General features: G+C 41.3%; 12 protein-coding genes. 10 read left to right on the top strand and 2 right to left on the bottom strand.

Translation table 11 applies throughout. The features are described from left to right. Positions 1-232 precede the first annotated feature (232 nt). The 7 genes from clpP to BM329_RS07855 all read left to right on the top strand — a co-directional run bounded on the left by clpP (position 233) and on the right by BM329_RS07855 (position 8,630). Positions 233-856, top strand: coding sequence for an ATP-dependent Clp endopeptidase proteolytic subunit ClpP (gene clpP / locus BM329_RS07885; protein ID WP_092551315.1), 624 nt, complete (start codon positions 233-235; stop codon positions 854-856). 146 nt (positions 857-1,002) lie between these two features. Next, complete coding sequence (clpX, locus tag BM329_RS07880; protein ID WP_092551312.1) at positions 1,003-2,274, top strand: ATP-dependent protease ATP-binding subunit ClpX; 1,272 nt, start codon at positions 1,003-1,005, stop codon at positions 2,272-2,274. Between the two features lie 342 nt (positions 2,275-2,616). Next, positions 2,617-4,971: an endopeptidase La gene (gene lon, locus BM329_RS07875; protein WP_092551309.1), complete on the top strand. Its 2,355-nt coding sequence runs from the start codon at positions 2,617-2,619 to the stop codon at positions 4,969-4,971. A 240-nt stretch (positions 4,972-5,211) separates the two neighbouring features. Further along, positions 5,212-5,487, top strand: a complete 276-nt coding sequence (hupB, locus tag BM329_RS07870) for a nucleoid-associated protein HU-beta (protein WP_177216217.1) — start codon at positions 5,212-5,214, stop codon at positions 5,485-5,487. Between the two features lie 175 nt (positions 5,488-5,662). Then, positions 5,663-7,543 (top strand): peptidylprolyl isomerase, encoded by a 1,881-nt coding sequence (ppiD, locus tag BM329_RS07865; RefSeq protein WP_092551303.1) that lies wholly within the window; start codon positions 5,663-5,665, stop codon positions 7,541-7,543. 148 nt (positions 7,544-7,691) lie between these two features. Further along, positions 7,692-8,084 carry a ComEA family DNA-binding protein gene (locus BM329_RS07860; RefSeq protein ID WP_092551300.1) on the top strand — a complete coding sequence of 131 codons (393 nt, stop codon included), beginning with the start codon at positions 7,692-7,694 and terminating at the stop codon, positions 8,082-8,084. A gap of 147 nt (positions 8,085-8,231) precedes the next feature. Continuing rightward, entirely contained in the window at positions 8,232-8,630 is a 399-nt protein-coding gene (locus BM329_RS07855; RefSeq protein WP_092551297.1) for an acyl-CoA thioesterase, read from the top strand. A 224-nt stretch (positions 8,631-8,854) separates the two neighbouring features. Here BM329_RS07855 and queC read toward each other — a convergent pair whose 3' ends face one another. Both queC and BM329_RS07845 read right to left on the bottom strand, forming a co-directional pair. Further along, on the bottom strand, positions 8,855-9,553 hold the full coding sequence (gene queC / locus BM329_RS07850) for a 7-cyano-7-deazaguanine synthase QueC (RefSeq protein ID WP_092551294.1): 699 nt from the start codon (positions 9,551-9,553) through the stop codon (positions 8,855-8,857). 32 nt (positions 9,554-9,585) lie between these two features. Then, entirely contained in the window at positions 9,586-10,638 is a 1,053-nt protein-coding gene (locus tag BM329_RS07845; protein WP_092551291.1) for a PLP-dependent cysteine synthase family protein, read from the bottom strand. A gap of 122 nt (positions 10,639-10,760) precedes the next feature. On the opposite strand from BM329_RS07845, the gene BM329_RS07840 reads away from it, so the two are divergent. The 3 genes from BM329_RS07840 to BM329_RS07830 are packed head-to-tail and all read left to right on the top strand — an operon-like array spanning position 10,761 to position 14,798. Further along, the gene (locus BM329_RS07840) at positions 10,761-11,231 is read left to right on the top strand and encodes an Lrp/AsnC family transcriptional regulator (RefSeq protein WP_092551288.1); all 471 of its coding nucleotides are present in this window, start codon (positions 10,761-10,763) and stop codon (positions 11,229-11,231) included. Positions 11,232-11,287: 56 nt separating this feature from the next. Next, positions 11,288-13,036 (top strand): SmdA family multidrug ABC transporter permease/ATP-binding protein, encoded by a 1,749-nt coding sequence (locus tag BM329_RS07835; protein ID WP_092551285.1) that lies wholly within the window; start codon positions 11,288-11,290, stop codon positions 13,034-13,036. Next, positions 13,020-14,798: a SmdB family multidrug efflux ABC transporter permease/ATP-binding protein gene (locus BM329_RS07830; protein ID WP_092551282.1), complete on the top strand. Its 1,779-nt coding sequence runs from the start codon at positions 13,020-13,022 to the stop codon at positions 14,796-14,798. The genes BM329_RS07835 and BM329_RS07830 overlap by 17 nt, the downstream gene beginning before the upstream one ends. Positions 14,799-14,917 lie beyond the last annotated feature (119 nt).

Genomic DNA, 14,917 nt, shown 5'->3' with positions numbered 1-14,917 from the left:
AATCTCACTCTCAATGGAAGGAAACCCGCAGGCAATACCTGCGGGTTTTTTTATTTTTCTTGAAAAAAACAGATTTAACCTCATGTCCTTTCTTACTATTATGTAAGGGCTTACTACTTTTTAGAGGGAAGAAAACCCCTTGTGAGTTAACTTTGAATCATGGTCATCATCACTTATCTCAAGTAGAATCAGTTATGAATGGCACCAGCGTGAGTTCTATTAGGAGACGGAAATGTCATACAGTGGCAAGCAAGATCAATATGCACCTAACATGTCTTTGGTGCCGATGGTGGTTGAACAAACAGCACGTGGGGAGCGTGCATTTGATATTTACTCCCGTTTATTAAAAGATCGTATTGTTTTTCTGACAGGCCAAGTTGAAGATAATATGGCGAATTTGATTACCGCCCAAATGTTATTCTTGGAAGCAGAAAACCCTGAAAAAGATATTCATCTATATATCAACTCGCCGGGTGGTGTTATTACGGCTGGTATGTCTATTTATGACACAATGCAGTTTATCAAACCAGATGTGAGTACTATTTGTATGGGGCAAGCCTGTTCGATGGGTGCGTTCCTGCTGACAGCTGGAACAAAAGGAAAGCGTTTCTGTCTACCAAATTCCAGAGTTATGATTCATCAGCCATTAGGTGGTTTCCAAGGGCAGGCGACGGACATTGAAATCCATGCGCAGGAAATACTCAAGGTTAAAGCTCGTATGAACGAGTTGATGGCAAAACATACTGGCCAACCACTTGATAAGATTGCACAGGACACTGAACGTGATCGTTTCTTATCAGCGTCGGAGGCCGTAGAATACGGGTTGGTTGATAGTATATTCACCCATCGAAACTAATTTATTGACAATTATTTTATTACTCCGATGCTGGTTTTTTCTGAGTGCTTTTTGTCTTAGTGTCAGACTAAGCGGAGTAATAAAACAGCGTTTTTTCTGTTATGCCAGATAAACTGGGATAACAGCTCATAAAGTGAGGTTGACTGATGACAGATAAGCGCAAAGACGGTTCAGGAAAGCTGCTGTATTGCTCTTTCTGCGGGAAAAGCCAACATGAAGTGCGGAAATTAATAGCTGGCCCGTCAGTGTATATCTGCGATGAATGTGTCGATTTATGTAATGATATCATTCGCGAAGAAATTAAAGAGTTAGTACCACATCGTGGGCGCAGTATATTGCCTACCCCTCATGAAATTCGTCAACATCTGGATGATTATGTCATTGGTCAGGAACCGGCGAAAAAGGTATTGGCAGTGGCCGTCTATAACCATTACAAGAGATTGCGTAATGGTGACACCAGTAATGGCGTGGAATTAGGCAAGAGTAATATTTTGCTGATTGGCCCGACGGGTAGCGGTAAGACTTTGTTGGCTGAGACCCTTGCCCGCTATTTAGATGTTCCGTTTACTATGGCTGATGCCACAACATTGACAGAAGCGGGTTATGTTGGGGAAGATGTCGAAAATATTATCCAGAAACTTCTGCAAAAATGTGACTACGATGTACAGAAAGCACAACGTGGTATCGTATATATTGATGAAATAGATAAGATTTCTCGTAAGTCTGATAACCCTTCAATTACCCGTGACGTATCAGGTGAAGGGGTTCAGCAGGCACTGTTGAAACTGATTGAAGGTACTGTGGCAGCGGTTCCACCTCAAGGTGGTCGTAAGCATCCACAGCAGGAATTCTTGCAGGTTGATACATCCAAAATCTTATTTATCTGTGGTGGTGCGTTTGCCGGTTTGGACAAAGTTGTCAGCCAGCGCTTGAATGTCAGTTCAGGCATTGGTTTTAGTGCTACAGTTAAAGGCGAATCGGAGAAAGCAACAGAGGGTGAATTACTGGCTCAGGTTGAACCAGAAGACTTGATCAAATTTGGGTTAATTCCTGAATTCATTGGCCGTCTACCTGTTGTGGCAACGCTGACTGAGCTTAATGAAGAAGCATTGATTCAGATCCTTCAGGAACCGAAGAATGCACTGACTAAACAGTACCAGGCCCTATTTAATCTTGAGGGTGTTGAACTGGAGTTCAGAAAGGAAGCACTTACTGCTATTGCGAAAAAAGCAATGGCACGTAAAACAGGTGCCCGTGGTCTTCGTTCAATTGTTGAAGGTGTTTTGCTAGATACAATGTATGACCTGCCATCAATGGAACACATAGAAAAAGTTGTCGTTGATGAAATGGTTGTTGAAGAGAAATCCGCGCCATTATTAATATATAGCAAGCCGGATGCCCAAGTTTCTGGTGAGTGAAGAAAATAGGGTAGGAAATACCGATTATCAATATCCATTGAAAAAATAAATGAGGGATTCTCCCTCATTTTGTTTTTTGCCGTTATAGGCTATTGAATGTCAGATTCTTGTCCCCATATATTTTATATTCTTTGAAGTGAAACTCGTGAAAACCGTGTTTCACGAGATTCCTAAAAACTGGCGAAAGCTGTACCCGATAAATTTCGAGTTACATCGCGACGGCAAGTTAATCGATTCACAGCAGCATAGATACTATATAGCGACTATGTGACTGGAGTGAATGAGCGCAGCCAACAGAGAGGCAACTTGAAAGATGAAAGGTATAAACGAAGAGAGAGCTCTATGAATCCTGAGCGTTCCGAACGCATAGAAATCCCTGTATTGCCTTTGCGTGATGTAGTGGTTTACCCACATATGGTGATCCCTCTGTTTGTTGGGCGTGAGAAGTCAATTCATTGCCTAGAAGCAGCAATGGATCATGACAAACAAGTCATGTTGGTCGCGCAAAAAGAAGCATCCACTGATGAACCAGGAGTCAATGATCTTTTCTCCGTAGGTACAGTGGCTTCTGTTTTACAGATGTTAAAATTGCCAGATGGTACAGTAAAAGTTCTGGTTGAAGGTTTGCACCGTGCTCGTATTACCACATTAACGGATAATGGTGAGTATTTTTATGCGCAGGTTGAATGCCTTGAATCTCCTGAATTGGATGAACGTGAACAAGAAGTTCTGGTAAGAACTGCTATTAATCAGTTTGAAGGTTACGTCAAACTGAATAAAAAGATCCCGCCGGAAGTATTGACATCGTTGCATAGTATTGATGATTTGGCAAAATTGGCAGATACTATTGCCGCTCATATGCCTTTGAAAATCAATGATAAGCAGGCAGTTTTAGAAATGTCTGATGTTGTTGAACGCATTGAATATCTGATAGCTATGATGGAGTCAGAAATCGATCTGTTACAGATAGAAAAACGTATCCGTAATCGCGTTAAAAAACAGATGGAAAAAAGCCAGCGCGAGTACTACCTGAATGAACAGATGAAAGCGATTCAGAAAGAATTGGGCGAGATGGATGATGCGCCTGATGAATATGAAACGCTTAAACGCAAGATCGAAGATGCGAAAATGCCGAAAGAGGCTCGCGAAAAAGCAGAAGCTGAGTTGCAGAAATTAAAAATGATGTCTCCGATGTCAGCAGAAGCGACCGTCGTTCGTAGTTATATTGACTGGATGGTACAAGTTCCTTGGGTTACACGTAGCAAAGTTAAGAAAGATTTAGTTAAAGCTCAAGAAGTGCTGGATATAGATCATTATGGTCTGGAGCGTGTTAAAGAGCGTATTCTTGAATATCTCGCAGTACAAAGCCGTGTTAGCAAGCTTAAAGGGCCAATACTCTGTCTGGTAGGACCTCCGGGTGTGGGTAAAACCTCGTTGGGTCGCTCCATTGCATGTGCGACAGGACGAAAATATGTGCGTATGGCATTGGGAGGCGTGCATGATGAAGCTGAAATCCGTGGGCATCGCCGTACCTATATTGGCTCTATGCCAGGTAAATTGATTCAGAAAATGTCCAAGATTGGGGTTAAAAACCCACTGTTTCTGTTGGATGAGATTGATAAAATGTCATCCGATATGCGGGGTGATCCAGCCTCAGCTTTATTAGAAGTCCTTGATCCTGAACAGAATGTGGCATTTAACGATCACTACCTTGAAGTAGATTACGATCTGTCTGATGTGATGTTTGTGGCAACATCTAACTCCATGAATATTCCAGCGCCGTTGCTGGATCGTATGGAAGTTATTCGTTTGTCAGGTTATACCGAAGATGAAAAACTGAATATTGCCAAACGCCACTTAGTGCCAAAACAGATCGAACGCAATGCGTTGAAGAAAGGTGAACTGTCCATTGATGATGGTGCGATTATTGGCATAATTCGTTATTACACTCGTGAGGCGGGCGTTCGCAGTCTGGAGCGTGAAATCTCCAAATTGTGTCGTAAAGCTGTTAAAGCATTACTGATGGATAAAAAGATTAAGCACATTGAAATCAATGCGGATAATCTGAAAGACTATCTGGGTGTGCAGCGTGTGGATTATGGTCGCGCTGATACAGAAAACCTTGTTGGTCAGGTAACAGGCCTTGCATGGACAGAGGTGGGCGGTGATCTGCTGACCATTGAAACAGCCAGTGTACCGGGTAAAGGTAAATTGACTTATACCGGTTCATTGGGTGAAGTGATGCAGGAATCCATCCAAGCTGCATTAACGGTCGTTCGGGCTCGTGCAAATAAATTGGGTATCAGTTCTGATTTCCATGAAAAACGTGATATTCACGTTCACGTACCAGAAGGGGCTACCCCAAAAGATGGGCCGAGTGCAGGTATTGCAATGTGCACAGCACTGGTTTCTTGCCTGACTGGTAATCCAGTTAACGCTGATGTTGCTATGACGGGGGAAATTACCTTGCGGGGTTTAGTTTTACCAATTGGTGGCTTGAAAGAGAAACTGCTGGCAGCACATCGAGGGGGAATTAAAACGGTTGTGATTCCCTACGAGAATAAACGAGATCTGGAAGAGATCCCTCAGAATGTGATCAAAGACTTAGAGATCCATCCTGTTAAGCGCATAGAGGATGTTTTGTCTATTGCTTTGCAGGAACCGGCATTTGGAACAGAAGTAGTATCACTAAAATAGTACAAAAATAGTGAGCTAATTCAAGAATTGTGTATAAAATTTAGGTTGGCGAGTAAATTCAGACTTGCCAGCTTTTTTTGTATCATTAAGTTAGTTTAGTCTAATTATCCGATTAAATATTTTGCTGTTCCATGATTTCTTGCTAATACTGGAAGGGATTGATATGACAGCGTGACTGTTATGTTATCTGTTATTAATCGGATTTTGTTACAATAGTAAAACTAAATGGGGACGATAAGAGTGAATAAGTCACAACTGATCGACAAAATTGCTGCTGATGTGAACATTTCCAAGGCAGCCGCTGGACGTGTAATAGATGCATTCATTTCTTCAGTATCTGATGCATTAAAAGACGGTGATGATGTCGCTTTGGTAGGGTTTGGTTCATTTATTGTGCGTGAGCGTGCTGCACGTACAGGACGCAACCCCCAGACAGGCAAAGAAATCAAAATTGCGGCAGCAAAGGTACCTGCTTTCCGTGCAGGAAAGGGCCTTAAAGACGCTGTTAATGCCTAAGAATAGAAAACAGGCCTCTCATTTTTGCCAATCGCAGTAAACTTCAACTGACCAGGCAGGGTTGATGGGTTAGAATATAAGCGCATCAATTGATTGGTGCGCTTTTTTTCTCTTATCGTTTGAATTAGCGTAATATGACAGTTTCTTTTTTACTAAAGCGGAGTTTTACGTCTTTATGATGGACAACCTACGCACGGCGGCAAACGGTCCTGTGCTTAAAATTGTGTTGGCTCTAATTATCCTGACTTTTGTGTTGACAGGTGTAACGGGCTACCTGTCAAGCGAAAGTGGTAGTTACGCTGCCAAAGTGAATGGTCAAACCATTAATCGTGCTCAACTGGAACAGGTATTTCTGCAAGAAAAAAGTATGTTGCAGGAGAAGCTGGGAGATCAATTCTCAACGCTGTTAAGCAATGAACAACAAGTGCGTCAGATTCGTCGTCAGTCATTGGATCGTCTTATCAATTCTACACTGATTGAACAGTATGCCTACAAGTTGGGCTTGTCTGCAAGTGATGATCAGGTTGCACAGGAGATACGTAACTTACCTTTTCTCCAGACCGACAGTAAATTTGATAGCAATAAATATCAGGATTATTTGAACTTACTTGCCCGTTCAAACATAAGCCCTGATAACTTTGCAGAGCAGGTTCGTAACAAGATTATCAATCGTCAATTGATGCAAGTATTGATGGGGTCGGAAATTGCCTTACCGACAGAAATCAAACAAGAAGTCATGCTTGCTCTTCAAGAAAGAACGGTACGTCTTGCGACTCTTGAATTGAAATCAATTGAAGCACAGCAAAAAGTTACCGAAGATGAGTTGAAAAACTACTATGGTGAGAATAGCAAGCATTTCACCGTGCCAGAAAAAGTTAAAATCAGCTATATCAAGATGGATGCTACAGATGAACTCAAAAATATCACTGTATCTGAAGCCAATATCGAAAAATATTATAAAGATAATTTGTCAAAATATACGACATCTGAGCAGAAGAAGTATAGCTTTATTCAGCTGTCTTCAGATTCAGTCGCTAAATCTGTTTTGGATGAGTTAAATAAAGGGGCTGATTTCAGTCAATTGGCAACCGAAAAATCGACTGATAAATTTTCTGCCCAAAAGGGAGGAGATCTCGGTTGGATGGAAGAGAGTTCTCTGCCTAATGAGCTTAAATCAGCTAATTTGACAAAAAAAGGGCAACTTTCTGATATTGTCAAATTATCCAATGGGTACGCCATCTTCCGTTTAGATGATATCAAGCCTCAGGTAATCAAATCATTAGCTGATGTGCATTCAGAAATAGAGAAAATTGTTAAGCAGGAAAAAGCAGTTGATGCGTTCTATGCATTGCAACGGAAAGTGAGCGACGCAGCAGCTAATGATAACGAATCCTTGGCAGCAGCAGAAAAAGCAGCTGGTCATGCAGCTGTGACTACTGACTGGTTTGACCGCGATCAAATTCCCGCCGACATTAATTTCACTCAAGTTGTTCAGGCTATTTTTTCCGGTAATTTGATTGATGATAAAGGAGCAACGGGAACTAACTCTGATGTCATTTCTGTTGAAGGTGACAGAGCCTTTATTGTTCGTGTTGATGATGTCAAACCTGAAACTGTTCAACCGTTCGAACAAGCTAAATCTGAAGTAACTGAATTGTTGAAACGTCAGAAAGCAGAAAAACAGCTTCAGATTGAAAGTGAAAAGCTGCTGGCAGCTCTAAAAGAAGGTAAAGGCGAGCAGGCGCTGAAAACCGCTAATATCCAGTTTGGTCAGCCTACAGTAATAAAACGCTTCTCACAAACTAACCAGGTGACTGATGTTGCATTTACTCTGCCTCGTCCTAAAGAAGGTAAAGTTGAATATGGTTTAGCTCAAGATGAGCTTGGGAACTCAGTATTTATCCAGTTGGATAAAGTTGCTCCTGGCTCTATCAACGAAGAGCAGATTAAAGAATATCTGGAAGGCTATCAGTATCAGACTGGTAATATTATGCTGGAATCATTGATAATTAATTTACGTGATGAAGCTGATATTAAGTTCGGTCAAACCGAGTAAAATTGCGACGTTACCCGCAACTATTTTTGCAAAATAGCAATTTGAAAAGGCCACTTTCGTGGCCTTTCGCATATTTGAATCTTGCCTGTTGTCCAAAAATATCGTTATGGCAATCTCTCTTCCGTCAACAATACATGGAGAAATTTACATGAAGTATTTAAGGATATTATTCAACTCAGTCATCATGGCTTTGTGTATCAATATGCCATTATCGTATGCGATCACGTCAAATGAGCCTGCTGATAAAACGGTAAAACAGCCTGGTAGTCAACATAAAGCTATTATTGAAGACAGTGCTTCAAAAGAAGGAAAGGAGCAAGTCACCGCTCAGCAAATACCAGGGGAAGGATCACTTAATATTAATATTGCAAATGCAGAAGAATTAGCGAAAGAACTTAATGGCATTGGAGTTAAAAAAGCACAGGCAATTATTGAATATCGTGAGAAATATGGCCCTTTTACGGCAATAGAACAACTACAGGAAGTTCAAGGTATTGGACCTATCTTTATAGAAAAAAATCGGAGTAAGTTAACTTACTAAGTATTAAGCCCTCTTGAGACACGGTTATGCTTCTACCAAGAGGGCTGTGATACCGATCAAAAATAATTGATTAAACACTATTGTAATTAAATTGTTTTGATATTGTTAATGTCAGTCTGGTCGGATGAGTGTAAGGAAAAAATAGCAATGAGCACGATTATCAAAGTTAGGGGTTACCATATCGATCTTTTCCAGCATGTGAATAACGCTCGGTATTTAGAGTTTATGGAGGCAGCACGCTGGGATTTACTCACAGAAGGTGACTCTATGGAATGGTTAAACAGTAATAATATTGGTTTTGTCGTGGTGAATATCAATATTAATTATCGCCATCCGGCAGTGATAGCCGATGAATTGGAAGTCAAATCTTCTTTACAGGAATTACGCAATAAAAGTGGCACATTCTTTCAGGAAATTATACGCAGGAGAGATAATCAAATTATTGCTGATGCTTTAACTACATTTGCCTGTATTGATTTAAAAACCCAAAAATCTCTGATATTGGAAGGTGAACTACGGAAAAAAATGGAAGCCTATAACCAATGAGTTGCGAATTGTAGCGTGACAGTAAGGAAGCAGATCCTGGGGGAATATAGGAGCATAAATAACTGCATGTGTATAAAAACGGTGGCTGGGATAAGCTAAACCAACAAAGCTGCAACTTGAAAGATGACGGGTAATCAGACCTAATACAATCAGACCTAATACAATAAAGTGAGAGGTCTGTTGAACCTCTCACAAACAGATATGAATTAAATAAAGCGATGTGATTAACTTAAATGTGTTTTAGATTTCATATCCGCCATTATGGATTGGATATTGGTTAAATAGTTAGTTAATCCTTTGGTTCGAAGATGGCAGGCAGCGCATTCACCGCATCCATCACCTTGAATACCGTTATAACAAGTGAGAGTTTGGTTACGGACAAAATCTAGTTTTTGATAATAATCGGCCAGTGCCCAAGTTTCCGCTTTGTTTAACCACATTAAGGGAGTTTCAAAACGGATATCACGAGCGATACCAAGGCTGACAGCGTTATTTAGCGCTTTGACAAATTCGTCACGACAATCTGGATAGCCCGAAAAATCAGTTTCACAAACACCAGTAATCACTGCTTCAGCCTCAATCTGGTAAGCATAAATAGCGGCCAGAGTTAAAAACAGAATGTTACGACCGGGCACAAAAGTATTTGGGAGGCCACTTTTTTCACTTGCATTGAAATCTGGCACAGGAATGTTGTCTCTTGTCAGGCTGCTGATTGCAAGCTCATTTAACACAGTAACATCAAGTACTTTGTGGGCAGCGGCTCCTAATTCTTTGCTGATACGACAAGCAACATCAATTTCAGTGCGATGACGCTGTCCATAATCAAAAGTAACACAGTGAACTTCGTCATATTGACGGAGTGCCTGAATTAAACAAGTGGTGGAATCCTGCCCACCACTGAATACAACAACGGCTCGTTTCATGATACCTGCCTCTGTAAATTGAAGGAGGTATGTTACTCATAACTGTTTAGCTTGGGTAGTTGTGTTAGATACTGAGTGACATCACCGATATTATTGCGAACCCATTCCGGATTGTAATAAGTATCAAGATAGCGTTCCCCGCTATCACAAATTAACGTCACGATAGCACCTTGTTGGTTGTTATCGCACATTTGTTTGGCGAGTTGCAAAGAGCCCCAGACGTTAGTTCCTGTTGATGCACCCGTTTTTCTGCCAATTAATTTTTCAAGCCAATAAATAGTAGCGATAGAGGCAGGATCAGGAACTTGGATCATATTATCGATAACAGTAGGGATAAAGGAGGGTTCTACACGTGGACGACCAATACCTTCGATTTTGCTGCCAGCATCTCCGCGAATTTCACGGCAATTCTGACGATAGCAGTCGTAGAAAACGGAGTTTTCAGGATCAACAACAACCAGTTTGGTGTCATATCCCTGATAACGGATATAGCGGCCAAATGTTGCCGATGTACCTCCAGTCCCTGCACTCATAACAATATAAGTTGGTTCAGGAAATGGCTCTAGTTTCATATGGCGAAAAATACTTTCTGCAATATTGTTGTTTCCTCGCCAGTCGGTTGCTCGTTCGGCATAGGTAAATTGATCCATGTAGTGTCCATTCAGTTCTTTTGCCAGACGTTCTGATTCTTGGTAAATCAGAGCCGAATGTTCTACAAAATGACATTTACCGCCATGGAATTTAATCTCCTGAACCTTACGTTTAGCCGTACAGGAAGGCATTACTGCAATAAAAGGTAAGCCAAGCAAACGGGCAAAATAAGCTTCCGAAACAGCGGTACTGCCGGATGAAGCTTCAATAATTGGAGTTCCTTCCTTAATCCAGCCATTAGTGAGCGCATAAAGGAATAGGGAACGCGCAAGCCGATGTTTCAGGCTACCTGTAGGATGAGTGCTTTCATCTTTGAGATAGAGATGAATATTTGGAAACATGGGAAGATTGAGACGAATAAGATGTGTATCAGCACTGCGCTGATAATCAGCTTGGATAGCTCTTATGGCATTTTTAGCCCATGAAGACGACATAAATTGATCCTGAATAATAATACCGTAGTGGTATATAGATTACCCTTACATTTAGAGAAATAGGTTGTTATTTTTCTGTTTTTATCCGTTATATTTGGGAAATATTTCTATAGGATTGAGATATGCTAGACAAAATAGACCGTAAGCTACTGGAACTACTCCAAAAGAATTGTAGTTTATCCCTGAATGCGTTGTCTGAAGCTGTTAATTTGACATCTACACCTTGCTGGAAACGTCTTAAGCGACTTGAAGATGAGGGATATATTGTTGGAAAAGTGGCATTGCTCAATGGTGAAAAACTCGGTCTTGGTCTGACAGTGATAGTGATGATCAAAACTCAGCAACACAGCAGTGAATGGTATGGGCAGTTTGTTACCTTTATTAAAGAGATGCCAGAAGTATTAACATTTTATCGCATGGCTGGTGAATATGATTACCTCATGCATGTAGAAGTTGTTGATATGAAAAGTTATGATCGATTCTACAAACGCATGGTAAATGGGATTTCTGGTTTGATTGATGTCACCTCCAATTTTGCAATGGAGAAAATAAAATATACAACGGCGTTACCAATATCAGATCCAGTAATATGAAGTTCCCTTTGGTATGTGGACGCTAACTTTTTCATTTTTACCTCAGGAATAGGTGCGTGAGATTATTTTCACAATTAGGTTGGTATTTTATTAGTGAATGGCGGCGTTATTTGGGCGCTATTGTTTTTCTCATTATGATTGCAGTGCTGCAACTCATTCCACCTCGCTTGGTGGGGATTATTGTTGATGGTATTAGCGCAAGCACTATGTCATCCGATCAGCTATTGATGTGGCTGGGAGTGTTACTTGTTATCGCATTGGCTATTTATGGGCTGCGATATGTTTGGCGTGTATGGCTGTTTGGAGCCTCTTATCGATTGGCTGTTAAATTGCGCAGTGATTTTTACCTGCGGCTGAGTAGCCAGAATCCTGAATTTTATTTACGTCATCGAACCGGTGATCTCATGGCTCGCGCAACAAACGATGTTGACAGAGTTGTTTTTGCTGCGGGTGAGAGAGTACTTACTTTAGTTGATGCCTTAGTGATGGGGTGTGCTGTTCTTATCGTAATGAGTGTGGAAATTAGTTGGGAATTAACGTTGTTATCACTATTGCCGATGCCCATTATGGCGTTGGCAATAAAACATTATGGTGCTCAGCTCCATCATCGTTTTAAATCAGCGCAAGGCGCTTTCTCAAGCCTGAATAACCACGCTCAGGAAAGTTTAACCAGCATCCGTATGATAAAAGCGTTTGGTTTGGAAGAATTACAATCCAGTCAGTTTGAAGAAGTTGCCATTGATGCAGGGCGTAAAAATATGCATGTTGCACGTGTGGATGCATGTTTTGATCCCACAATTTTTATCACTATTGCCATTTCAAATCTTTTGGCTATTGGTGGTGGGAGTTGGATGGTTGTGCATGGCTCCATGACGTTAGGTGAACTTACCAGCTTTGTTATGTACTTGGGATTGATGATCTGGCCAATGCTGGCATTGGCTTGGATGTTCAACATTGTTGAGAGGGGTAGCGCCGCATATACACGTATTCAGAGTTTATTGCAGGAACCTTTAGTGATCAATGATGGTACACAGTCCTTATCTTCAGATCATGGCATTTTGCAGGCAAATATTAATACGTTTACTTATCCAACAAATGATAAGCCTGTCTTGAATGGTATCCGTTTCCAGTTAGAGCCTGGTCAGTTATTAGGGCTATGTGGCCCAACAGGTTCAGGCAAAAGTACTTTGTTGGCTTTATTACAGCGACAATTTGATGTCACTGATGGAGATATTCGTTTTCAGTCACAAAATATCTCTGCCTTCAGAATAGAGGAGTGGCGTTCACGGTTGGCTATTGTTAATCAAACACCTTTCCTGTTTTCGGATACAGTAGCTGGCAATATTGCGTTAGGACGGCCTAATGCAACCCAAGAGCAAATAGAAGAGGTCGCTCGCTTGGCGAATGTGCATGATGATATTTTGCGGTTGCCGCAAGGTTATCAAACCGAAGTGGGTGAACGTGGAGTGATGCTTTCCGGGGGACAAAAGCAGCGTATTTCTATTGCCAGGGCCTTGTTATTGGATGCAGAGATTTTAATTCTTGATGACGCCTTATCAGCTGTTGATGGACATACAGAACATCACATCATGAAAAACCTCAACCAATGGAGACAGCGACGCACCATTATTATTAGTGCACACCGACTATCTGCATTAACGGAGGCAGATAATATATTGATTATGCAGCATGGCACAATTGCACAGCAAGGTTTGCATAAGCAACTTATCGTTCAACCCGGCTGGTATTCTGACATGTATCATTACCAACAATTAGAAGCCGCATTGGATGGGGAAAATGACTAATATTCATGTGCGCAAGCTATGGCCATCATTAAAGCGCCTGCTTTCTTACAGTAAAAACCATCGCAAGCCCATTATAATTGCTGTGTTAATGTTATGGGTTGCGGCGCTGGCAGAAGTGAGCGGGCCGTTGCTTGTGAGTTATTTTATCGACAATATAGTTGCAAAGGGACATTTACCGCTTGATGTTGTCAGTGGGCTTGCGGCTGCCTTTTTGGTCCTACAGCTTATTTCTGCTGCCTTACATTATTACCAGACCTTGTTTTTTAATCAGGCATCTGTAGGTGTGGTACAACAGATACGTACTGATGTTATGAACTCAGCATTACATCAGCCATTAAGCGCTTTTGATAATCAGCCTGTTGGTCAACTGATCTCTCGTGTAACTAATGATACTGAAGTCATTAAGGATCTGTTCGTAAATGTGATCCCTACTGTGTTTCGCAGTATTGCATTGATTGGCGCTATGTTGATAGCCATGTTTGTACTGGATTGGCGTATGGCATCTGTTACGATAGCAATATTCCCAATAGTCTTATTAGTAATGTTTATTTATCAGCGTTTAAGTACCCCAATTGTTAGGCAGATTCGTGGCTATCTGGCCGACATAAATGATGGTTTTAACGAAGTTATTAATGGAATGGCTGTAATTCAGCAACTCCGTCAGCAGGCTCGTTTTGGTGAAAGAATGCTGGCTACTAACCGGGCGCATTATAAGGCTCGTATGCAGGCTTTACGGTTAGATGGGATTTTATTGAGACCATTATTGAGTTTTTTTTCTACTGCAATATTGTGTGGCTTGCTTCTGCTATTTGGACTCAAAGGAACTGACGTCATTGGCGTTGGTGTATTGTATGCTTTTATTAACTACCTCGGTCGATTGAATGAACCGCTAATTGAACTCACGGCACAGCAATCGTTATTACAGCAAGCTGTGATTTCGGGAGAACGGGTTTTTGAACTAATGGATAGCCCGCAGCAGCTGTATGGCAATGACTCACAGACATTGGCGAGTGGTCGAATTGATGTTGAAAATTTAAGTTTTGCCTATCGAAGTGACAAACATATCTTGAATGATATTAACCTGCATGTTCTTCCTCATGGTTTTGTAGCGTTGGTTGGACATACAGGAAGTGGGAAAAGTACCTTGGCCAATTTGATTATGGGCTATTATCCGTGGCAAGACGGTGAAATTTATCTTGATGGACGCCCCGTATCTTCGCTTTCCCATGCAGTGCTGCGTAATGGCATCGCAATGGTACAGCAAGATCCTGTCGTTTTGGCCACTTCATTTCTTGACAATATCACGTTAGGACGGGATATCAGTGAAGAAAAAGTATGGGAAGTGCTGGAGCTGGTTCAATTAGCCGAATTTATCCGTAACTTGCCAGATGGTTTGAATTCTTTATTGGGAGAACAAGGGAACACTCTTTCAGCAGGACAAAAACAGCTTTTAGCAATGGCTCGGGTTTTAGTACAAACGCCACAGATTCTTATTTTGGATGAAGCAACGGCGAATATTGATTCTGGAACAGAACAATCAGTCCAAAAAGCATTGAGAATGATCCGTAAGCAGACAACGTTGGTAGTTATCGCCCATCGTCTTTCAACCATCATTGAAGCCGATTCCATCTTAGTGCTGCATCGTGGTGCAATTGTAGAACAGGGACAGCATCAGCAGTTACTGGCAAGACGTGGACGTTATTACCAAATGTACCAGCTTCAACAGGTTGGTGAAATTTTGAATGAGCCTGTGCACGTTTAATGTGCACATATAGGGAGCAGTTGCTGTTTGCTGCTCCTTTATTTATCCCTTCTTTAGCAATATTCTTCGGTAATGAAACGAATGAGAACGGTTGTTCATATTAATGCGGCAACAGCAGG

This window comes from Xenorhabdus koppenhoeferi (assembly GCF_900116635.1).
GTDB classification, from domain to species: Bacteria; Pseudomonadota; Gammaproteobacteria; order Enterobacterales; family Enterobacteriaceae; genus Xenorhabdus; species Xenorhabdus koppenhoeferi.
The sequence above is the reverse complement of the archived record's forward strand: the minus strand, read 5'-3'. Positions and strand labels throughout refer to the sequence as shown.

What these genes read in the sequence shown, in the direction of transcription:
- clpP (WP_092551315.1), top strand. Translation starts at nt 233, where the DNA reads ATGTCATACAGTGGCAAGCAAGATCAATATGCACCTAACATGTCTTTG.
- clpX (WP_092551312.1), top strand. Translation starts at nt 1,003, where the DNA reads ATGACAGATAAGCGCAAAGACGGTTCAGGAAAGCTGCTGTATTGCTCT.
- lon (WP_092551309.1), top strand. Translation starts at nt 2,617, where the DNA reads ATGAATCCTGAGCGTTCCGAACGCATAGAAATCCCTGTATTGCCTTTG.
- ppiD (WP_092551303.1), top strand. Translation starts at nt 5,663, where the DNA reads ATGATGGACAACCTACGCACGGCGGCAAACGGTCCTGTGCTTAAAATT.
- BM329_RS07860 (WP_092551300.1), top strand. Translation starts at nt 7,692, where the DNA reads ATGAAGTATTTAAGGATATTATTCAACTCAGTCATCATGGCTTTGTGT.
- BM329_RS07855 (WP_092551297.1), top strand. Translation starts at nt 8,232, where the DNA reads ATGAGCACGATTATCAAAGTTAGGGGTTACCATATCGATCTTTTCCAG.
- queC (WP_092551294.1), bottom strand. Translation starts at nt 9,553, where the DNA reads ATGAAACGAGCCGTTGTTGTATTCAGTGGTGGGCAGGATTCCACCACT.
- BM329_RS07845 (WP_092551291.1), bottom strand. Translation starts at nt 10,638, where the DNA reads ATGTCGTCTTCATGGGCTAAAAATGCCATAAGAGCTATCCAAGCTGAT.
- BM329_RS07840 (WP_092551288.1), top strand. Translation starts at nt 10,761, where the DNA reads ATGCTAGACAAAATAGACCGTAAGCTACTGGAACTACTCCAAAAGAAT.
- BM329_RS07830 (WP_092551282.1), top strand. Translation starts at nt 13,020, where the DNA reads ATGGGGAAAATGACTAATATTCATGTGCGCAAGCTATGGCCATCATTA.